Origin of the sequence: Mycolicibacter arupensis, assembly GCF_002086515.1 — a bacterium.
GTDB lineage: Bacteria > Actinomycetota > Actinomycetes > Mycobacteriales > Mycobacteriaceae > Mycobacterium > Mycobacterium arupense.
Window position 1 is genome coordinate 46,188 of the sequence record NZ_MVHH01000019.1, and the last position, 21,441, is coordinate 67,628.

Below are 21,441 nucleotides of genomic sequence, written 5' to 3' on the forward strand. Positions count from 1 at the left end.
GGAATTGTCGTTATGGGAGCAACAGCTGCGCAAGAGGCCGCACCGGAGGCCAGAGTTCTCGTCATCGACGACGAAACCAACATCGTCGAACTGCTGTCGGTGAGCCTCAAATTCCAGGGATTCGAGGTCTACACCGCCTCCAGCGGACCCGCTGCGCTGGATCGCGCGCGAGAGATCCGGCCCGATGCGGTGATCCTCGACGTGATGATGCCGGGCATGGACGGGTTCGGCGTGCTGCGGCGGCTGCGCGCCGACGGCATCGACGCTCCGGCACTGTTCCTGACTGCGCGGGACTCGTTGCAGGACAAGATCACCGGCTTGACCCTGGGTGGTGACGACTACGTGACCAAGCCCTTCAGCCTGGAGGAGGTGGTGGCCCGGCTGCGGGTCATCCTGCGCCGGGCGGGCAAGGGCGTCCAGGAGCCGCGTAACTCCCGGTTGTCCTTCGCCGACATCGAACTCGACGAGGACACCCACGAGGTGTGGAAGGCGGGCCAGCCGGTCTCTCTGTCGCCTACCGAGTTCACGCTGTTGCGGTACTTTGTGATCAATGCCGGCACCGTGCTGAGCAAGCCGAAGATCCTGGACCATGTCTGGCGCTATGACTTCGGCGGCGACGTCAACGTGGTGGAGTCCTATGTCTCCTACCTGCGACGCAAGATCGACACCGGCGAGAAGCGTCTGTTGCACACCCTGCGCGGTGTCGGATACGTACTGCGCGAGCCGCGATGACAGCGAGCCGTGACGAACGACGGCCGGTGAGGGCCGGAAACGAGCTATAGGTCGACACACATGGGGACGGTCAAACCCCTTCGGGACATTCTGCCGCTGAAGGTCAGCCTGGTCGCTGCCACCTTGGCCATGGTGGCGATCGGGCTGCTGGCGCAGGGCTACGCCGTGACCACGATCCTGCGGCACCGCCTGATCGGCAGGATCGATGCCACGCTGATCGACGCCGCCAACGGGTGGGCGCTGGAGCAGCGTGGCCTGCACCCGGGGAGGGCGGACGACGACCCCCATGCCGGGCGACCGCCGACGAGCTTCTACGTTCGCGACGTCGATCCCGACGGCAGCGTCTGGACCGTCGTCAACGACCACAACGCCGAACCGTTGCTGCCGCCCGACAACGACGTGGGGTCGGTGCCGGTCACGATCGGCTCTGTCGACGGGTCGGGGGTCCAGTGGCGGGCGCTGTCGGTGCACGGCGAGAGCGGCCGGCTGATCACTGTGGCCCGGGACCTCTCCGACCCCCGGGCCACCCTGCGTTACCTAGCGTGGTGGCGAATGGCGATCGGCGTCGGCGTGCTGCTGATCCTGGGCGCAGCCGGTTATGTGGTGGTCAATCGCAGCCTGCGGCCGCTGACCGAGGTCGAGCGAACCGCGGCGGCGATCGCCGCCGGCCGGTTGGACAGTCGCGTGCCCGAGCGAGATCCGCGTACCGAAGTCGGACAGCTCACGCTCGCGCTCAACGGCATGCTGGCGCAGATCCAGGAGGCGGTGGCGTCCTCGGTGGCGTCGGCCGAAAGTGCCCGCATCTCCGAGGAGCGGATGCGCCGGTTCATCACCGATGCCAGCCACGAACTGCGCACCCCGCTGACCACGATCCGCGGCTTTGCCGAGCTCTACCGGCAGGGCGCGGCTCGCGATGTCGAGCTGTTGATGTCGCGCATCGAAAGCGAGGCTCGGCGCATGGGCCTGCTCGTCGAGGACCTGCTGTTGCTGGCCAGGACGGATGCTCAGCGCCCACTGGAGCGGCATTGGGTAGACCTGTTGGTGCTAGCCTCCGACGCCGTCCACGACGCCCGGGCGATCGCGCCGAATCGCACCATAGAGCTCGAAGTCTTCGACGGCCCAGGAACACCGGAGGTGCTCGGCGACGACGCCCGGCTGCGGCAGGTGCTGAGCAATCTGGTGACCAACGCGATGCAACACACGCCGGACGGGACCGCCATCACCGTGCGGGTCGGCACGGAGGGCGACAACGCGATCCTTGAAGTCATCGACCAGGGACCTGGCATGAGTGAGCAGGATGTGGAGCGGGCCTTTGAGAGGTTCTTCCGAACCGATTCGTCTCGAGCCCGGGCCAGTGGCGGCACCGGCCTGGGGCTCTCGATCGTCGACTCGCTGGCCCGGGCGCATCACGGCTCGGTGACCGTCAGCTCCCCGCCAGGTCAGGGCTGCACGTTCCGGGTCTCGCTACCTCGCCTGGCCGATGCCTCCGAGCGATCCGCCGAATTGCCCGCCGAGATTCTCTGAACCTCAGTGCAGTTCGGCCAGGGCGGCCTTGATCTTGGCCTGGGCCTCGTCCAATGATTCCGCGGACGGATTGCGGTCCACGCCGGCAAAGCCGAAGTCGGCCAGGCTGCGGGTCGGAAAAACATGGACGTGGAGGTGGGGCACCTCCAGGCCGGCGATGATCATGCCGGCGCGATCGGTGTCGAACGCGCGGCACACCGCCTTCCCGATCTTCTGCGCCACCGCCATCACCTGGGCGAAGGCGCCGCCGTCGACGTCCTGCCACTGGTCGATCTCGGCGCGGGGCACCACCAGGGTGTGCCCCTGGGTCATCGGCTCGATGGTCAAAAAGGCGACTACGGCGTCATCTTCGTAGACGAATCGGCCCGGCAGTTCCCGGTTGATGATCTTGGTGAACACGGTGGTCATGGGTTCAGCATATGCGCCGAGTGCCAGATGAAAAGGACGCTGCTGCGTATTATCGACAGCGAACCGGGACCCACAGGACAGGCGCGCCAGCGCAGGTAGAGGAGTCGAGATGTCAGCTGTCGCAACATTTCTCAGCAACTCACAGGCGGTCGGTTCTTGGACTCTGGATCCGCAGCAGTCGAGTATCCGATTCGAGAACGGAACCATGTGGGGCGCGCTGAAGGTGCGGGGTGCGTTCACCGAATTCAGCGGCAGCGGCGAGATCACGGACGCCAAGACCGTCTCTGGAAGGGTCGACATCAAGGCTGCCTCGATCAATACCGGACTTGGTACGCGCGACCATGACCTGCGCAGGTCGAACTTCTTCAACACCGACCGCTACCCCGACATCAGCGTCGTCGTCACCGGTGGCGAACCGGTCGGCGGCGACATCGCGCAGCTGGACGGCGAACTGACCGTCAAGGGCATCACCGGACCGTTGCCGATGAAGGTCGAGGTGGCACCCCTCGCCGACGGGGGAGTGCGGCTCACCACCGAGGCCACCGTCACCCGCAAGCAGTTCGCCGTGGAAGGCAACTTTTTGGGCATGGTCGGCAATAAGACGAAGCTCAAGGCCAGCCTGGTCTTCCGGCACACCTAGGTCGTTTGTTGACTCTGCGCTCACCAGGCAGAAGTTCGAGTGGCCTGCCCGGTGAGCGCAGAGTCAACGGTGAGTCAGCGGTCGGCTGGGCGGTAACGCCGACCCGCTGCGCCCGGCTCCGCCGCGCTAGCGGTCGGCGTCGGTGTAGCGGATGATGCCGCGGATGTTCTTGCCCTCCAGCATGTCCTGGTAGCCCTCGTTGATCTGCTCCAGCTGGTACTGGCGGGTCACCATGTCGTCGAGGTTGAGTTTGCCGACCTTGTACATCGACAGGAGCTGGGGGATGTCGTACTGCGGGTTGCCGCCGCCGAAGATGGTGCCCTGCAGGTTCTTCTGCAGCAACGTGAGCATCGCCAGGTTCAGCGTGACCTGGTTGTCCAGCATGGACCCCATCGCGGTCAGCACGCAGGTGCCGCCCTTGGCGGTCAGGATCATGTAGTTGTCGACGTCGGCGCCGTGCACCTCGCCGACGGTGACGATCACCTTGCGAGCCATCAGGCCGTGGGTGACCTCCATCATGCCGCCCATCGCGGCGAAGATGTCCGGGTAGACATGCGTGGCGCCGAACTTCAGTGCCTGGTCGCGCTTCCAGTCCACCGGGTCGATCACGAAGATGTTGCGGGCGCCGGCGTTGACCGCACCCTGCAGGGCCGACATGCCGACCCCGCCGACACCGACGATCGCGACGTCCTCACCCGGGCGGATGTCGGCGCTGCGGACGGCCGAGCCGTAACCGGTGGTGACGCCGCAACCGACCAGGCATGCCACCTCGAACGGAATCGACGGGTCGATCTTCACCACCGAGGACTTGTGCACCACCATCCACGGCGAGAAGGTCCCGAGCAGCGTCATCGGGTACACGCCCTCGCCCCGTGCCGTCACCCGGAAGGTGCCATCGCTGACCGCGACACCGTTGAGCAGTCCCGCGCCCAGGTCGCACAGGTTGCGCATCCCGGACTGACAGGTCGGACAGCTGCCACAAGACGGAATGAAGGACAGCACCACGTGGTCACCGGGGGCGATGTCTTCGACCCCGGGTCCGACCTCGGTGACGATGCCGGCGCCCTCGTGTCCGCCGAGGACCGGGAAGCCGGCCATGGGGATGCTTCCGGTCATCAGGTGGTGGTCGGAGTGGCACATGCCAGCCGCCTCCATCTGGATCTTGACCTCGTCTTTCTGGGGCTCACCGATCTCGATCTCCTCGACCGACCACGGCTTGTTGAACTCCCAGAGCAACGCACCCTTTGTCTTCACCGCAACCTGCTTTCCTTGTGAATTTCCGGACATCCGGCAGTCTCCTGTTCGGAGCCTATAGCCGACTTACCGACCGCGGGGAGGTTCTTTCGAACCCCCGCGCGCACTCCCGTGGAGTGCGTTTGCGAGGGGCTAAGGGTGGTAGGCGACCTGCAGGTCCTTGACCCCGTTGATCCAGCCGGAACGCAGTCGCTGTGGATCGGCCAGCTTCGCGATGTCGGGTAGCTGATTGGCGATTTCGTCGAAGATCAGCCTGATCTCCATGCGAGCCAGGTTGGCGCCGATGCAGTAATGGGTGCCCTGCCCGCCGAAGGCCAGGTGCGGGTTGGGATCGCGCAGGATGTCGAAGCTGAACGGCCGGTCGAACACGTCCTCGTCGTAGTTGGCCGAACTGTAGAACAGGCCGACCCGCTGCCCTTGGCTGATGGCCACCCCGCCGATCTCGGTGTCGACTTTGGCGGTGCGCTGGAAGCAATGCACCGGGGTGGCCCAGCGCACGATCTCGTCGACGGCGGTCGCGGGTCGCTGCCGTTTGTAGAGCTCCCACTGGTCGGGGTTCTCGGCGAACGCATTGATGCCGTGCGTGATGGCGTTGCGGGTGGTCTCGTTGCCCGCGACCGCCAGCAGGATCACGAAGAAGGCGAACTCGGTCTCGCCGAGCGATTCACCGTCGATGTCGGCCTGGACCAACCGCGTGACGATGTCGTCGGCCGGGCAGCGCCGCCGCTCCTCGGCCATCGTGTAGGCGTAACCCATGAGCTCGGCGTTGGCCATGGCGGGATCCGAGTCGAAGTCGGGGTCGTCGGTGTTCATGATCGAGTTGGTCCAGTGGAACAACTTTTCCCGGTCGTCCTCGGGAACTCCGAGCAGATCGGCGATCGCCAGCAGCGGCAGGCGCATGGCGATGTCGTCGACGACATTGCCGCTGTCCTTCTCGGCTGCGGCGGCGACGATGTCACGGGCCGAATGGGCCAGCTTCTCCTCCAGGGCACTGACTGACCGGGGGGTGAACAGCCGCGACACCAGCTTGCGCAGTCGGGTGTGTTCGGGCGGGTCGTGATTGATCAGCAATGCCTTGGTCAGGTCCAGTTGGTCGGCGGTGATGCCGTCGGGCAGCCGCATGACCGCACCCTTGGCATTGGTCGACCAGACGTCGTTGTCGCGGGAGATCTCTTTGATGTGCTGATGCTTGCTGATGACCCAGTAGCCGCCGTCATCGAAGATGTTGCTGTGCGAGGGCTGCTCGTTCCACCAGACCGGTGCCGTCTTGCGCAGCTCGGCGAACTCGGTGATCGGCATGCCGTTGAGCAGGACGTCCGGATCGGTGAAGTCGAACCCGGCACCGAACGGACAAGCTGATTGCGTTGAGGTCATGACGAACACCTTTGGTTGTCACTGGAGCATGAGCCACGCTCGGGCATACACATGATGGCTAGGTGTATGACCGGGTGTCAACCGGTCTTGTGCGGAACATCGGTGACCAGTCCGCCGTCCATCACGAACTCCGAGCCGGTGGCGTAGGAGGACTCGTCGCTGGCCAAGAACAGCACGAAGGTGGCGACCTCATCGGACGTTCCAGGCCGGCCCAGCGGGATCGTGACCATGTCCTCGGGCAGGTGCTCGGTCATCGGGGTGCGGATGAAACCGGGGTGCAGCGAGTTGACGCGAATGTTGTGGCGCGCCAGCTCCAGCGCCGCGGATTTGGTCAGCCCGCGTACGGCCCACTTCGAGGCCACATAGGGGTGCACCATGGGCGCCCCGCGCAAGCCCTCGATCGAGGAGACGTTGATGATCGAACCGCCGCCGGCGGCGATCATCGAATCGATGGCCGCGCGCATGCCCAGGAAGGTGCCGTTGAGGTTCACATCGATGACCCGATGCCACTCGTCCAGATCGAACTTGCGCAGCGGCCCCAGCGCGACTGTTCCGGCGTTGTTGACCAAGACATTCAGCTTTCCGAACGTCTCGACCGCTTCTGTCACGGCCGCAGCCCATTGCTGCGGGTCCCGGACGTCGAGGTGCACATAACGTGCCGAGTCGCCCAGCTCGGCGGCCAGCGCCGCGCCTTCGGCATCCAAGACGTCACCGATGACCACCTTGGCGCCCTCGCCCACGAGCATCCGGGCGTCGGCCGCGCCCATACCGCGTGCACCCCCGCTGATCAGAGCTACCTTGCCGTCTACACGTCCCATAGGTTTGCGCCTTTCCGTTCAGTGATGCTGGGTTGGTCTTTGAGTGCCTCAGCCGGTGGTGCCCGCGATGACCGCGGGTGCGCCGACCAGAGGCAGGTCCAGGGTGGTGACAATTCCGGCCGGTGCCGCTACGACGGCCGGGATGGCGTTGACGACGCGGCCGACACCGACGGCGATCGCCGCGTAGTTGTGATCGCCGAGGCCGCTGGTGGGGCAGATGTCGACGGCATACGAAGGTTCGCCGGTGATCTCCACCCGGTAGGAGCCTCCTGGCTGAGCCGGCTGCGCCCAATCGGGTCGCAGGTCGCTGCGCAGCCGCGTGACGTGCTCGACGACAATCAGCGGCCGGCCGTCGACGATGCCGTTGATCTCGAACTTGAGGGCGGCGACACCGCCTGCAGGGATGTGCCCCGCGGCGATGTCGAAGGCCTCCGGGGCGGGCTCACGCTCGGATGAGTCGGTGATGGCATCGAGAGTGACGCCCAGTCCGGCGGCCAGCTCGCGGATGGTCGCACCCCACGCAATGCTCAGGATGCCGGGCTGCAGCAGCATCGGCACGTTGTCGAGCGAATTGCCGAAACCCATCACGTCGAACATGACCTCGGCGCCGTCGTAGGTCGCGTAGTCGGCGATCTCCAGGCAGCGGATCTGGTCGATGTGCTGACACGTGCTTGCGAAAGCCAACGGCACCAGGTCGGTGATGAACCCGGGGTCGACGCCGTTGACATACACGCTCGAATTGCCCTGTCGGGCAGCCTCTTCGATGGGTGCGATGAACTTGTCCGGGATGACGCCCCAGGGATACTGCAATACCCCGGGGGCCGTCCCGATGACATTGATTCCGGAGGCCAACAGCCGGCAGACGTCCTTGAGTGCGTCCGGCAGCCGGGTGTCGCCCATCGCGCAGTAGACCGCTGCCTCGGGCGCAGCGGCGATGATCGCCGCGATGTCGTCGGTCGCGGCGATACCGGTGTGAACGTCGAGGCCGGCCAGTTCACCGGCGTCTCGGCCCACCTTGGCCGCCGTCGAAACCCACACCCCGGTGAGCTCGTAGGCGGGATTGGTGATCAGTCCGCGCAGGGCGATCCGCCCGGCGTTACCAGTACCGATCAGTGCGACGCGTATGGCCACGAGTCCTCCTGGGGCTCAGTTGTGCTTCACCAGAGCGGAACGGGCGACTTGCCCAGTGGGAAGTAGCCGGGAAGCTTCTCGCCGGCCAGGCTGCGTTCGATGCGCTTCTGCATTCCGGCGGAGAGTTTGCCGGCGGTCATCAGATCGAGGTAGAGCTTCTGCACGTGACCGAAGTCGAAGAAGTCACGCTGCCATTCGATGAGCGGCTGCCCGTCTTTGTCGGTGAGCCGAAACCAGCTGCCGCCGATCCCGTAGATCTCCGACTGCGCGCCGTCGGCATCGGTCGCGACCTGCTTCCAGAATCCGACGACCTCGCCCTGCTTATCGTCGATGATCACCCTCTGGTAGGGGTACTGCCAGTTGTCCAGCCCCTCCATCTCCAGGCCCAGGGCGATGTCGCGGATCTCGTCGATCCCGACGCACATCACGTCTTCCTTGGGGCCGATGTTCCATCCGTACGTGGCGTCATCGGCGTAGAAGTCCGCCAGCACGCGCCAGTCGCCGGATGCTTCGGCGTCACGATTGGCCTGCAGCCAACGCTCGACCCATTCTTCGAGTTGTTCGCGGGTAAAAGAGGCCATGTTCAATCCTGTTTCTCTTCAATGGACAACGCTCTGGTGGGGCAAGACCGTACGGCTAACTGGATCTGGCGACGGTCGGATTCAGGAGGTTCGGAGTCGAGGATCTCGACTTTCCCGTGCTTGGGCACCTGGAAATAATCGGGTGCCTCCAGTTCGCACATGGCATGCCCCTGGCACAGGTCAAGATCTACTTTGACTGTGTAGCTACCCATTTCGGTCCTACTTGCTGCGCCGGCGGTAGCGGACCTTGGCCGGACGGGCCAACTGCACCACCATCTTGGAGTGGTCGTTGCGGTAGGACTCCGGTGGTTGCGACATCTCAAACTCGTAGTCGCGCAGCAGTACCGAGAAGATCGCCTTGATCTGCATCGTGGCGAACGCCGCCCCGACGCACCGGTGCCGGCCCGCTCCGAACGGAATCCAGGTCCAGCGGTGGATGACGTCTTCTTCGCGGGGCTCGTTGTAACGCTCCGGAACGAAGTCGTTGGGATCGGGGAAATTCTCCGGAATACGGTTGGAGACCGCCGGTGACGCCGCCACCATGTCGCCCTCGTGAATCGGGTACCCGCAGACTTCGAACTCACCCTTGGCCACTCGCATCAACACGATCAGCGGCGGGTGCAGGCGCAGCGTCTCCTTGAGCACGTTCTCCAGATTGGGAATCTGGCGCAGAGCGTGGAAGCTGACCTCGCCACCGTCGGCATAGAGCTCGTCGAGTTCGCGGATGACCGCGGCGTGTGCCTCGGGGTGGCGCAGCAACTCGATCAGCGTCCAGGCCGAAGTTCCCGAGCTGGTGTGATGTCCGGCGAACATCATCGAAATGATGATCCCGGTGATCTCGTCGGCACTGAATCTCGGGTTGCCATCCTCATCGGGGATCGACACCATCACGTCGATCATGTCCCGGCGCTTCTTGTCGGTCTCGGGGTTGGCCAGCCGGCCGTTCATGATTCCCTGCACCAATTCGACCAGTTTGACGCGGGCCTCGTCGCGGCGCCGGAAGCTCTCGATCGGCAGGTAGGGGTCGACGTAGCACAGCGGGTCGGTGCCGTTCTCCAGCTCGTAATACAGCTGGGCGAATCGGTTGTCGAGTTCTTCGCGGAACTTCCGTCCGATCAGGCAGGCCGTCGAGGTGTAGATGGTCAGCTCGGCGAAGAACTCCAAGAGGTCGATCTCGCCCTCGTCGCCCCAACCGTCGATCATCTGGCGGACTTCGTGTTCGATGGTGCTCGCGTGGCGCTTCATGTGTTCACCGCGAAGCGCGGTGTTGTGCAGCATCTCTGAGCGTCGCTCCGGCGAGGCGTCGAACACCACGCCGTTGCCGAAGATCGGCGTCATGAACGGGTAGGCCGCAGCCTGGTCGAGGTCGTCGTCGCTGGAGCGGAAGAAGAACTCGTTGGCTTCGGGTCCGGTCAGCAACACCACCTTGCGCCCGGCCAGGTCAAACCAGCCGACGTCGCCGCACTCCTGGCGCAGGCGCTGCATCAACGCGATCGGGTCGGTTCGGAACTCTTCCAGGTGGCCGTGTTCGGCCTCTCCTCCGGAAACCCGCGGGATCTCGGTGGTCACGGTCATGACGGCATTCCTTCCTCGCCCAGTTGCAGATTCTGGCGGTCGGAGGCGGTGTCGCGCAGCGGCGCTTCGGGCTGCACCTCCAGGTCGACGATGTGTGCGCCGCGCGGGGTCTCCGCAACGAACGCAATGGCACGAGCCAGGTCTTGGGGACGCAGGAAGTAGCTGTGCCGGGCCTGGCCCCACTTCGCCCAGTCTTCGAGCATCGGTCCCACCTGCTCGGCGGTCAGATTCCAGCCCATCTCGGTCATCGTGGGGCCTGGGTGCACGATCGAGGCGCGCACCCCGGTGCCCTCCAATTCCATGCGCAGGTTGTGCACCATCGCGACGAGCGCCGACTTGGCGGCGCCGTAGGCGCCCATGTGGGGGCGCTGCTGAAGTGCCACGTCGGACCCGACGAAGATCACGTCGCCGCGCTGGCGCGCGACCATGTCCGGCAGCACCGCGGTGGCCAGCCGGTTCGCGCCGATCAGGTGGACCTGGATCTGATCGTTGAACGTCTCGGTGCTGATCTCATGGATGCGACCAGGATTCATGTCGCCGGCACCGGACACCAGCAGCTCAATCTCGCCGAGCGCATCGATGCTCTGCGCCACAAAGGATTTCACTGAGTCGGCGTCGGTGACATCCAAACTGAATGCGACGGCTTCGCCACCGTTGCTGCGGATCTTGTCGACCAGATCGGAGAGCTTGTCGGTGCGCCGGGCACCCAGGGCCACCGGAAAGCCACGGCTCGCCAACTCTTCGGCGGTAGCGGCACCGATTCCCGAAGACGCGCCCGTGACTATCGCGGGACGGCGAGCGGGGGGTGGGTCGAAACGCGGCATCTATGCCTCCTTGACGGTGATCGGGAGCTCGGCGAAGCCGCGCACGTTGGATGAATGCACCCGTACGGCCTTGGCTTCATCGACCTGGAAGTCGCTGATCCGGGCGAACAGTTCTTCAAGCGCGACACGCGCCTCCATGCGGGCCAGGTGTGCACCCAGGCAGAAATGCGCGCCGCTGCCGAAACTCAGCAGCTTGGAACCGATGTCACGGCCGATACGGAAGCTGTCGGGGTCTTCGAAGACGCGCTCATCGCGGTTTCCGGAACCGGGAATCAACAGCATCACCGCGCCGGCGGGGATGGTGGTGTCGTGCAGCGTGTAGTCCTGTGCGACGGTGCGCGCCAGGATCTGACTGGGTGTGTCATAGCGCAGCGTCTCCTCGACCCACAGGGGAATCCGGGAGTGGTCGGCATACAGCGGTGTCAACTGGTCGCGATTGCGGTGCCCCCAGTAGATGGAACTGCCCAGCAGCTTGGTGGTGGTCTCGTTGCCGGCGATCACCATCAGGAACAGGAACGCCAGGATCTCCTGGTCGCCGAGCCGGTCTCCGTCGATCTCGGTCTCCAGCAGCGCCGAGGTGAGATTGTCGGCCGGTGTCTTCTTGAAGTCGGCGATCATCTCGTTGTAGTAGGTCATCAGGTCCATGGATGCCTGGATCGCCGACTGCGGGACGTCGGTCACGCCGTCCTCGCGGTGCAGCACACCATCGGCCAGTTCCCGGATGCGTGCCCGGTCGGACTCCGGCACGCCCATCAGTTCGGAGATGACGTCCATCGGGAGTTTGCCGGCGAAATCGTTGATGAAATCGAACGAGCACGTGCCATCGGATCCCGGCTGGATCGCGGCGTCCAGATGTTGGCGCGCCAGCCGAACCACCTGTGGCTCGAGCTCGCGGATCCGGCGCGGGGTGAAGCCCTTGGACACCAGCGTGCGAAGCCGCAGATGCTGCGGATCATCCATGGCCAAGAAGGACATCACCAGTTGGGCGTGCGGACCGCGCGAGACCGGGTCCAGGGAAACCCCGTCACGGTTGGACAGTGCCTCGCTGTTCCGGAACCCGTGCAGCACATCCTGATGGCGCGAGATCGCCCAGAAGTTCAGTTCCTCGTTCCGGTACACCGGGGCCTCGTCGCGCAGGCGGCGGTAGTACGGGAACGGGTCCTCGTGGAAGTCGTAGTCGTAGGGGTTGAGGACCGGTGGGTCGGCGTTGACGGTCTGCAGGCTCATCGTGCTGCTCCTGATTCGAGGATCAGGCTGACCACGTAGGCCAGTCGATCGGTGATCTGGTGATAGGTGAAGGCGCCGCTGCCGGCGTTGACCAGGGCGCCGAAGAAAGTCATCTCCAGCGCGGCGACCTTCTGGGCGTCGGCGTCCGGGCCGAAGGCCGAGGTGATGCGCCGATGAATCTCCGCGCCGATCCGGTCACGCACGGCGCGGACCGCAGGGTCGCTGTTGCCGCTCAGCAGTGCCGCCGTGCAGGCCGCCGCGACTTCGGGCTCGTCGGCGACCACCAGCGCCAGGTGCCGCAGTGCCTGGTTCACCCGGCTGGGCATCGGTTCGTTGACGTCGGTGAAGTACGGGACCTGGCGAACCAGATCCAGATACACCTCGGCGATCAGGTGGTTCTTCGAGGAGAAGTAGGTGTAGGCGGTTGCCGGGGCGACTTTGGCCCGGGCGGCGACCGCTCGGACCGTCAGGTCGGCGTACGACTTTTCTCGAAGCATCTCCACGCCGGCGCGCAGCACCTTGCGGAAGGTTTCCTCCTGGCGCCGGTTCCGCGTCGCGGGGGCGTCGCCGGGGATGGCGGGACCAGCCGAGGGAGCACTCGTCGATGTGACTGTCGCCACCGAATCGCTGGACACGTGTCCAACGTAGCGGAAGGTCGATTTGTTAGGCAAGTCCACTGGGAAACAAGGGATTAAGGGCAAGAGGGTTGCGGCTTCGTCGACTCTCAGTCTAGGGTTCGACGGGGTAATAACGGACATGTGTCCATTTTCGCAGTGTTCTTCACCCCGGGGAGCCGCGACCAAGCTGTGGGAGTGATTGATGGCGTTACTGGCCGATGGAGTGAGCCGGCTGCTCATCGACGGCAAGCTGACTTCGGGCGGGGCCGGTGCGTTCGTCACCGTCAACCCCGCCACCGAGGAGGTTCTCGGTGAGGCGGCCGATGCCGATGCCGCCGACATGGATCGCGCAATCGGCGCGGCGCGGCGGGCCTTCGACGAGACCGACTGGTCGACCAACACCGAACTGCGGGTGCGGTGCGTGCGGCAGTTGCGTGACGCGATGCGCGAACACGTCGAGGAACTGCGCGACCTGACGATCGCCGACGTGGGCGCGCCCCGGATGCTGACCGCAGGTGCGCAGCTGGAAGGTCCAATCGCCGACCTCAGTTTCGCCGCCGACACCGCCGAAGGCTACGAATGGACGCAAGACCTCGGCCAGGCCAGCCCGCTCGGTATCCCGACGCGGCGATCCGTGGTGCGCGAAGCCGTCGGCGTCGTCGGGGCCATCACCCCGTGGAACTTTCCGCATCAGATCAACCTGGCCAAGCTGGGCCCGGCGTTGGCCGCCGGCAACACCGTCGTGCTCAAACCCGCACCCGACACCCCTTGGGTCGCGGCGGTGCTCGGTGAGCTGATCGCCGAGCACACCGATATCCCGGCGGGTGTGGTCAACATCGTCACCTCCACCGACCACGCGCTGGGCGCCATGCTGGCAAAAGACCCTCGGGTGGACATGGTGTCGTTCACCGGGTCGACGGCCACCGGCCGCAGCGTGATGGCCGACGCGGCCGCCACCATCAAGAAGGTGTTCCTGGAGCTGGGCGGAAAGTCCGCCTTCGTGGTGCTCGATGACGCCGACCTGGCCGCAGCCTGCTCGGTCGCGGGATTCTCGGCCTGCGTGCACGCCGGGCAGGGCTGTGCGATCACCACGCGGCTGGTGGTGCCGCGGGCACGCTACGACGAGGCGGTCGCCATCGCGGCCGGCACCATGGGCTCGATCAAACCCGGCGACCCGTCCAAGCCCGGCACCGTCTGCGGCCCGGTGATCTCGGCGCGCCAACGTGACCGAGTGCAGAGCTACCTGGATCTGGCGATCACCGAGGGCGGCAGTTTCGCCTGCGGCGGCGGTCGCCCCGCCGACCAGCCTGCCGGTTTCTTCATCGAACCCACCGTGATCGCCGGACTGACGAACGACGCTCGGGTGGCCCGCGAGGAGATCTTTGGTCCGGTGCTGACTGTGATCGCCCACGACGGCGACGACGACGCGGTGCGCATCGCCAACGACTCGCCCTACGGCTTGTCGGCCACCGTCTACGGTGCCGACTCCCAGCGGGCGGCGGGTGTCGCGGCCCGGCTGCGGGCCGGCACCGTCAACGTCAACGGAGGCGTTTGGTATTCCGCGGACGTGCCATTCGGCGGGTACAAGCAGTCCGGCATCGGCCGGGAGATGGGCACCGCCGGTTTCGAGGAGTACCTGGAAATCAAAGCCATTGCCACAGCGGCGAACTAAGCACAGCTGAACGAGGGAGAAGCACATGGGTCAATTCGAGGGCAAGGTCGCAATCGTCACCGGATCCGGTGGCGGGATCGGGCAGGCGTACGCCCAAGCCCTGGCCGCCGACGGTGCCGCGGTGGTGGTTGCCGACATCAACGTCGACGGCGCGAAGACGGTGGCCGACCAGATCGTCGCCGACGGCGGCAAAGCGGTCGCGGTGCGCGTCGACGTCTCGGACATGGAGTCTGCACAGGCGATGGCCGATGCGGCGGTGGCCGAGTTCGGCGGGATCGACTACCTGGTCAACAACGCTGCGATCTTCGGCGGCATGAAGCTCGACGGCCTGCTCACGGTGCCGTGGGACTACTACGAGAAGTTCATGCGGGTCAATCTGGACGGTGCGCTGATCTGCACGCGTGCGGTCTACGAGCACATGGCTAAGCGTGGTGGGGGCGCTATCGTCAACCAATCATCCACTGCGGCATGGGTTTACTCGAACTTCTATGGACTGGCCAAGGTCGGGGTCAACGGCCTGACTCAGCAGCTCTCCCGCGAGCTGGGCTGGCGCAACATCCGGATCAACGCGATCGCCCCCGGCCCGATCGACACCGAGGCCAACCGGGTCACCACCCCGCAGGCCATCGTCAAGCAGATGGTGCAGCAACTTCCGCTGGCCCGCATGGGCACCCCGGAGGATCTCGTCCCGATGTGTCTTTTCCTGCTGTCGGACCAGGCGTCGTGGATCACCGGACAGATCTTCAACGTCGACGGCGGACAGATCATCCGCTCATGAGCGGCGCGGAGGAACAGCCCCGCATCGGGTATATCGGCCTCGGCAACATGGGTGCGCCGATGGCCAAGCGCTTGGTCGAGTGGCCCGGTGGGCTAACAATTTTCGACCTGCGAACCGAGGCGATGACCCCCCTGGCAGAAGCCGGCGCGAATGTCGCCGGCAGTGTCGCCGAGGTCGGCGCGAACGCCGACATCATCAGCATCACGGTGCTCGATGATGCCCAGGTGCGCCAGGTGATCGCCGAACTGGTGCCCACCGCCAAGCCTGGCACCGTCATCGCGATCCACTCGACGATCGCCGACACCACCGCCGCTGAACTGGCCGCCGAACTCAAGCACCACGACCTCCATGTCGTGGACGCACCGGTCAGCGGCGGCGCCGGGGCGGCCGAAAAAGGCCAACTGGCAACCATGGTCGGTGCCGATCGCGCGGTCTACGAACAGATCAAGCCGGCGTTCAAGCAGTGGGCATCGTTGGTGATCCACGCCGGCGAGCCGGGAGCCGGAACCCGAATGAAGCTGGCGCGCAACATGTTGACCTTCACCGGCTATGCCGCGGCAGGCGAAGCCATGAGACTGGCCGAGGCGGCCGGACTCGACCTGCAGGCGCTGGGCCGGGTGGTGCGTCATACCGACGCCCTCACCGGCGGACCTGGAGTGATCATGTTGCTCGAGTCGACCGCCCCGATGGGGCCGGACCACTTCCTGCGCGACGCCTTCACCCACACCCGCGGGCTCGGAGAGAAGGACCTTCGGCTCGCACTGGGGCTGGGGGAGGCGACCGGGGTCGACCTGCCGTTGGCGCAGATCGCCCTGGACCATCTCGGCGCCGCTCTGGGCGTGCCACACACCACTGCCGACTAGGAGAGATCTGATGGACGAACTGCGCCGTACCGGGCTGGCCAAGATGAATGAGGTCTACGCCTGGGACATGCCCGACATGCCCGGTGAGTTCTTCGCCCTCACCGCCGACCACCTCTTCGGCCGCATCTGGTCGCGCCCCGGCCTTTCGATGCGCGACAAGCGGCTGATGACGTTGTCGGTGGTCACTGCGCTGGGCGAGAAGGATCTGGCGGAGATTCAAGTCAACGCCGCCCTACACAACGGCGAGATGACCGAGAACGAGCTGCGTGAGATGGCCATCTTCATCACTCACTACGTGGGCTTCCCGCGGGGGTCGGGGCTCAACTCCGTGGTGGAGAAGGTGATCGCCAAGCGGAGCAAAGCCGCAGCTGCGGGCAAGACCGAAGACAAGAAGGCCAACGCGGCGGCCGTGCTGGATCAGCAGAAGGGCGAGTGACCGACACCGTGCTCGCCGGCCGGGCGGCCGTCGTGGTCGGAGGCAGCCGCGGCATCGGGCGGGCAGTGGCGCAACTGCTGGCGGCGTGCGGCGCCGGGGTGGTGATCAACGGCCGAGACCCCGAAGCGGTGGTTGAAACAACCGAAGGAATCGTCGCATCGGGCGGGCGGGCCATCGGACTGGCCGGTGCGGCACACGTCGAGACCACTGCCGTGGCGCTGATCCAGGCCTGTCGCGAGGAGTACGGCAGCGTCGACGTGTTGATCAACTGCGCCGGTATCGCCGAGCCGGCCGGTTCCTCGATCCTTTCGGTCTCCAGCGCACAATTCAACGAACTGATCGATGCCCACCTCGGTACGGTTTTTCACACGTGCCGGGCGGCCGCGCCGATCATGGTCGAGCAACGCCGGGGATCGATCATCAACAGCGGCTCGGTGGCCTTCCTCGGGAACTACGGCGGCACCGGCTACCCCGCGGGCAAAGGTGCGATCAACGGGCTGACCGGAGCGATCGCCGCCGAGCTTGCGGCCTACGGCGTGCGGGCCAACGTCGTGTGCCCCGGCGCGAAAACGAGGCTTTCCACCGGCGATGACTATGAGCAGCAGATTCGTGAACTGCACGCGCGCGGCCTGCTCGATGAGGTGACCATGCGAGCGTCACTGGACCCTGCTCCCGCCAGCTACGTCGCGCCGCTCTACGCCTACTTGGCCAGCGATATGGCCGCAGACGTGACCGGTTCGGTCTTTCTGGCATCGGGTGGGTTCGTCGGTCGCTTTGAGCGTCCCGTTCCCTCGGTGCTGGGCTACCGCGATCATCACGCGTGCCCGCCGTGGTCCATTCCGGAACTGCATTCCCTGGTTGCTCGCGACTGAACCGGTCGTTATCTCGACGGGAAGCGCACGCGGCCGGGACGGATCTGTACAGCTGATCGGTTGTGGCCGGCCCGCGCCACCGATCTGAGAGCCGAGTGTGCGGGCTGCGCGCCGTGCTAGTGGCTCGCTACGGGTTGCCCGCTCGGCTCGCTCGCGGGCCTCCGAGAACAGCCCTTGCGTCAGTGCGAGCCCGAGTGCAGCGCCGACGGAAAAAACTCCGGGGTACGGGCGGGCCTGACACCCGGTCGTCGGCGCTGACATCTGGGTCTCGGGGACTTGGCGGATTCGCCGGACACCTGCCCATTACCTAACCGAAATCTAGGCATCCCTTAGGGAGGCTATGGGAAAAATCACTCCACTAGTTGCCTGTGGTGGACGTCATAGTTTAAGTAAACGCGACCAGGCAATATTTAGCAGGTTTTAACACGATCTGTCTACTAAGCGAAACTTCTCTCCAAATTCGAGTTGATGAGTCGTCCTACCGGTCGGTAGCTTCCGGCTTTGCGGAAGTCATCCGCGTCCTCGCCTCGAGGACCTACCGAATCGGGAGCAGGACGTGGCTCGTCAGCGCAATGGCAACGGCAAAGTTCGACCGCAGGGTCGGGGCGAAGCGGTGCGTCGCGTTGGCGGAGCGGTCAGTTCGGTGGCGGCCTTCCTGGCTTTCGGGGTCTCGCCCTTGGTGTCTGCCCCGACGGCGCGGGCCGATATGGAGGACCTGTTCGATCCCGCGATGTGGGGGGACTGGACCGGATGGGTGGAGCCGGGCTCGGCCGCCGGCAACAGCTTCTTCCTTTATGACGCGTTCGAGCAGTTCGACCTGGCGGTGGCGGGCTTCTATCACGAGCAGCTGTACTTGCCGCTCTATGACCTGACGCAGGACTTCATCGCGGACAACCAGCAGCTTCTCGAGCTGCTCAATCAGCCCTTCCTGGATCTGTTCGGCCGGGTGCTGATCGGCAACGGCATCGACGGCTTTGACGGCTCCAACGACTCACTGCTCGGCGGCTGGGGCTGGTTCGGCGACCAGGGCGACGGCGGGTTCCTACTCGGCTCTGGTGGCGCGGGCGTTGCCGGCGTGGCCGACATCGCCGGTGGTGTCGGTGGCATGGGCGGAAATGCCGGCATGTTCGGCAACGGTGGCGTGGGCGGCGACGGCTTTGCCGGTGCCGACGGTGGCACTGGCGGTTTGGGTGGCTGGCTGTTCGGTGATGGCGGCGCAGGTGGTGCAGGCGGCGCTTCGCTGGATGCGCTGCTGGCCGGAGGCAATGGCGGTGCTGGTGGAGATGCCGCCAGTCTGATCGGATTCGGCGGCGCGGGCGGCGCCGGGGGTGCCGGTGCTGCGGGTCTGGCCGGCGTGGACGGCATCGAAGGCGTGCTCGGCCTGGACGGCACGATCGGCGGCGACGGGCTGCTGGGCGGCCTAGGAGGCAACGGTGGCGCCGGCGGCGCTGCCGGATTCGTGCTGGGCCTCGGAGGCATCGGCGGCGCCGGCGGCGCCGGCGGCGCGGGTGGTGCTGGCGGAGCGGGCGGCGCGGGTGGCATCAGCCTGGATGACCTGGGCGGCAATGGTGGGGCCGGCGGCCTCGGTGGCGACGGTGGCGGCGGTGGCCGCGGCGGCGCTGGTGGAGTGGGCGGGCACTTCGGTGCGGCCGGTGACGGCGGAGCCGGCGGAAACGCGGGCGCTGCCGGTGACGGTGGCGCGGGCGGTATCGGTGGTGACGGTGCCCTCGGCGGTGGCGATGGTGGTGCTGGTGGTGCCGGCGGCCAGGCCGGGACGGTTGTCGGTGCAGGCGGTGCCGCGGGCGAGAAGTTCATGGCCTGGATGTGGGGCAACGCAGGACGCCCGGGCGCCGACGGCCAGGTGCCCAGCGGTGCCAGCGGCAACGGCGGGTCCGGCGGTGCCGGCGGCAACGGTACGGCGACCCTGATCGACGGCGCGGGCGCATCTGGCGGCGCTGGTGGCGTCGGCGGTGCCGGTGGTGCACAGGGCAACGGCGGCACGGGTGGTGCCGGTGGAGCGGGAAATGCAGGCGCAACAGGTGCCGACGCGCTCACCGCGGGCGCGTCCGGCGTCAACGGCGGAGCCGGCGGCCACGGTGGTGCAGGGGGCGCGGGCGGCGCGGGCGGCTCGGTGTCGGGTAACGCCGGTAACGGTGGCGCCGGCGGCAAGGGTGCTGCCGGTGGTGCAGGAGGCAGCGGCGCGGCCGGTGCGGCGGGCACCTTCGACGACGGTGGTAATGGCAATGGTGGGGCCGGCGGTAACGCCGGTAGCGGTGGTGCCGGCGGTAACGGTGGTGCCGCGGGCGCGGCAGGAACCGCGACCAACGGCGCCGCAGGATCTGCCGGTATCAGCGGTTCCGCTGGTGATGGCGGCAATGCAGGGCAGGCCGGCGCCGGTGGCCAGGGTGCCGCGGGCACTGCCGAGCATCTCGATGCCGGCAATGGTGGCGCCGGCGGCAACGGGGGCGCTTACGGCGCCGCTGGTGTCGGGGGCGAGGGCACCGAGGCGACCACCGGTCTCCACGGCATCGGCAGTGCTGGCGGCCAGGGCGGTGCCGGCGGTGCCGGCTTCGGCGGCAGCGACGGCACTGACGAATCCATCAACGGCAGCGCGGGTGGCCACGGTGGTGCCGGTGGCGACGGTGGTGCCGGCGGCCTGCTTGCCGATGGCTCGTACGCCTCCCGCGGTGATGGTGGTGCCGGTGGCGACGGTGGTGCCGGCGGTGCCGGCCACACCGGGGCAGCCGGACTGGCGCCCGGTGCTGCGGGTCAAGCCGGCGGCAACGGTGGTGCCGGCGGCAACGGCGGACTCGGGGGCGACGGCGCCACCGTCGGTGCGGATGGCGCCGGCGGCCAGGGCGGCAACGGCGGCAACGGCGGTGCCGGGGCGCACGGAGCCGACGGCGCTGATGGCGATGCCGACAATCCCGACGGGTCTGCCGGCCAAGACGGCGGCGCCGGAGGCAATGCCGGCCTCGGTGGGTCCGGCGGCGCCAGCGGCAATGGTGGCCGCGCTGCCTCGGGCAATGGCGGCCTAGCCGGCGTCGGCGGTAACGGCGGCGCGGGTGGCCGTGGCGCCGATGGTGTCGATGGCGCTGTCGGTTCGGTTGATGGCACCGCTGGTGGCAATGGTGGCGCGGGTGGCAACGCTGGCGCGGGCGGCCTGGAGGCCGACGGCCTCACGCGGGCCGGCGAAGGCAACGGCGGTGCCGGCGGTGCCGGCGGCCGCGGTGGCGACGGCATCAACGGTGTCGACGGCGAGCAGCCCGGCGCTGATGGCACACGCGGGGGCAATGGTGGAGCCGGCGGCTCTGGCGGCGCCGGAGGCAGCGGCTCCACCGTGGGCACCGATGGGGCCGGTGGTGCGGGCGGTAACGCCGGTAACGGTGGCCGGGGTGCTGATGGTGCTCAGGGCATCAACGGAAACGCAAACGATCCCCACGGTGGTGCCGGCCAGGCCGGTGGCGCCGGTGGTAACGCCGGCGTCGGTGGTGCGGGCGGTTCGGGTCGTGACGGCCAGGGCGCCTCGGGTGCTGATGGCACCGCGGGCGTGGGCGGCAACGGTGGTGCCGGTGGTCGGGGTGCTGACGGGGTCGATGGCGTTGTCGGTTCGGTTGATGGCACTGCTGGTGGCAATGGTGGTGCTGGGGGCAGTGGTGGCCAGGGTGGTCTGAGTGCTGATGGGCTGACTCGGGCTGTTGATGGTGCCGGTGGCGATGGTGGTGCTGGCGGCGCGGGTGGTCATGGCATTGATGGTGCGGCGGGGTCGTTTGTGACCGGTGACGGTCATGGCGGCAACGGTGGTAGCGGTGGTGCTGGCGGCAATGGTGGTGTCGGTGGCAGTGGATCGACCTCGGGTGCTGTGGGTGCTGCCGGTGCCGGTGGCAACGCCGGAAACGGTGGTGTCGGTGCTGCGGGTGCTGCCGGCAGTGCCGGTGTCGCGGGTGTGAACAGTGGTGCCGGTGGCGCCGGTCAGGCTGGTGGCAACGGTGGTAATGCCGGTGTTGGTGGCAAGGCGGGAACAGGAGCCGGTACGGCCGCTTCGGGTGCTGATGGCACTGCCGGTGTGGGTGGTCATGGTGGTGCTGGTGGCCGGGGTGCTGATGGTGTCGATG

19 protein-coding genes and 1 pseudogene are annotated in these 21,441 nt (G+C 66.7%); 9 read left to right on the top strand and 11 right to left on the bottom strand.

What is annotated here, in order from left to right; translation table 11 throughout:
- Positions 1-12: 12 nt before the first annotated feature.
- Entirely contained in the window at positions 13-732 is a 720-nt protein-coding gene (locus BST15_RS11215; RefSeq protein WP_046188412.1) for a response regulator transcription factor, read from the top strand.
- Positions 733-792: 60 nt separating this feature from the next.
- Positions 793-2,256: a sensor histidine kinase gene (locus BST15_RS11220; RefSeq protein ID WP_046188413.1), complete on the top strand. Its 1,464-nt coding sequence runs from the start codon at positions 793-795 to the stop codon at positions 2,254-2,256.
- Between the two features lie 3 nt (positions 2,257-2,259).
- On the opposite strand, the gene BST15_RS11225 is transcribed toward BST15_RS11220, so the two are convergent.
- Positions 2,260-2,664: an HIT family protein gene (locus BST15_RS11225; protein WP_046188414.1), complete on the bottom strand. Its 405-nt coding sequence runs from the start codon at positions 2,662-2,664 to the stop codon at positions 2,260-2,262.
- A 109-nt stretch (positions 2,665-2,773) separates the two neighbouring features.
- On the opposite strand from BST15_RS11225, the gene BST15_RS11230 reads away from it, so the two are divergent.
- The gene (locus BST15_RS11230; protein ID WP_046188415.1) at positions 2,774-3,304 is read left to right on the top strand and encodes a YceI family protein; all 531 of its coding nucleotides are present in this window, start codon (positions 2,774-2,776) and stop codon (positions 3,302-3,304) included.
- 126 nt (positions 3,305-3,430) lie between these two features.
- Here the strand turns inward: BST15_RS11230 and BST15_RS11235 are convergent, their stop codons facing one another.
- The 10 genes from BST15_RS11235 to BST15_RS11280 form a co-directional block, all read right to left on the bottom strand.
- Entirely contained in the window at positions 3,431-4,558 is a 1,128-nt protein-coding gene (locus BST15_RS11235) for an NDMA-dependent alcohol dehydrogenase (protein ID WP_046188439.1), read from the bottom strand.
- A gap of 132 nt (positions 4,559-4,690) precedes the next feature.
- On the bottom strand, positions 4,691-5,932 hold the full coding sequence (locus tag BST15_RS11240) for a cytochrome P450 (protein WP_046188440.1): 1,242 nt from the start codon (positions 5,930-5,932) through the stop codon (positions 4,691-4,693).
- Positions 5,933-6,009: 77 nt separating this feature from the next.
- Complete coding sequence (locus BST15_RS11245) at positions 6,010-6,750, bottom strand: glucose 1-dehydrogenase (RefSeq protein ID WP_046188416.1); 741 nt, start codon at positions 6,748-6,750, stop codon at positions 6,010-6,012.
- Between the two features lie 48 nt (positions 6,751-6,798).
- Entirely contained in the window at positions 6,799-7,881 is a 1,083-nt protein-coding gene (locus tag BST15_RS11250) for an NAD(P)H-dependent amine dehydrogenase family protein (RefSeq protein WP_046188417.1), read from the bottom strand.
- Positions 7,882-7,907: 26 nt separating this feature from the next.
- A complete protein-coding gene (locus BST15_RS11255) occupies positions 7,908-8,462 on the bottom strand; it encodes a nuclear transport factor 2-like protein (protein ID WP_046188418.1) in 555 nt (184 codons plus the stop codon).
- A 2-nt stretch (positions 8,463-8,464) separates the two neighbouring features.
- Entirely contained in the window at positions 8,465-8,674 is a 210-nt protein-coding gene (locus tag BST15_RS11260) for a ferredoxin (protein ID WP_046188419.1), read from the bottom strand.
- A 7-nt stretch (positions 8,675-8,681) separates the two neighbouring features.
- Positions 8,682-10,037, bottom strand: coding sequence for a cytochrome P450 (locus BST15_RS11265; protein WP_046188420.1), 1,356 nt, complete (start codon positions 10,035-10,037; stop codon positions 8,682-8,684).
- The gene (locus tag BST15_RS11270) at positions 10,034-10,861 is read right to left on the bottom strand and encodes an SDR family oxidoreductase (protein WP_046188421.1); all 828 of its coding nucleotides are present in this window, start codon (positions 10,859-10,861) and stop codon (positions 10,034-10,036) included. The genes BST15_RS11265 and BST15_RS11270 overlap by 4 nt, the downstream gene beginning before the upstream one ends.
- On the bottom strand, positions 10,862-12,088 hold the full coding sequence (locus tag BST15_RS11275) for a cytochrome P450 (RefSeq protein ID WP_046188422.1): 1,227 nt from the start codon (positions 12,086-12,088) through the stop codon (positions 10,862-10,864).
- Positions 12,085-12,723 (bottom strand): TetR/AcrR family transcriptional regulator, encoded by a 639-nt coding sequence (locus BST15_RS11280; RefSeq protein ID WP_046188423.1) that lies wholly within the window; start codon positions 12,721-12,723, stop codon positions 12,085-12,087. Before BST15_RS11280 ends, BST15_RS11275 begins: the two co-directional genes overlap by 4 nt.
- A gap of 184 nt (positions 12,724-12,907) precedes the next feature.
- Between BST15_RS11280 and BST15_RS11285 the strand changes: the two genes are divergently transcribed.
- The 6 genes and pseudogenes from BST15_RS11285 to BST15_RS23055 form a co-directional block, all read left to right on the top strand.
- Positions 12,908-14,377: an aldehyde dehydrogenase gene (locus tag BST15_RS11285; RefSeq protein ID WP_046188424.1), complete on the top strand. Its 1,470-nt coding sequence runs from the start codon at positions 12,908-12,910 to the stop codon at positions 14,375-14,377.
- A gap of 25 nt (positions 14,378-14,402) precedes the next feature.
- The gene (locus tag BST15_RS11290; protein WP_046188425.1) at positions 14,403-15,155 is read left to right on the top strand and encodes an SDR family oxidoreductase; all 753 of its coding nucleotides are present in this window, start codon (positions 14,403-14,405) and stop codon (positions 15,153-15,155) included.
- Entirely contained in the window at positions 15,152-16,018 is an 867-nt protein-coding gene (locus tag BST15_RS11295) for an NAD(P)-dependent oxidoreductase (RefSeq protein ID WP_046188426.1), read from the top strand. Before BST15_RS11290 ends, BST15_RS11295 begins: the two co-directional genes overlap by 4 nt.
- A gap of 10 nt (positions 16,019-16,028) precedes the next feature.
- Entirely contained in the window at positions 16,029-16,454 is a 426-nt protein-coding gene (locus BST15_RS11300; RefSeq protein WP_046188427.1) for a carboxymuconolactone decarboxylase family protein, read from the top strand.
- Positions 16,451-17,326: an SDR family NAD(P)-dependent oxidoreductase gene (locus BST15_RS11305; protein ID WP_046188428.1), complete on the top strand. Its 876-nt coding sequence runs from the start codon at positions 16,451-16,453 to the stop codon at positions 17,324-17,326. Before BST15_RS11300 ends, BST15_RS11305 begins: the two co-directional genes overlap by 4 nt.
- Before the next feature lie 556 nt (positions 17,327-17,882).
- Positions 17,883-21,441: pseudogene (locus BST15_RS23055) on the top strand (PE family protein); the annotation flags it as partial.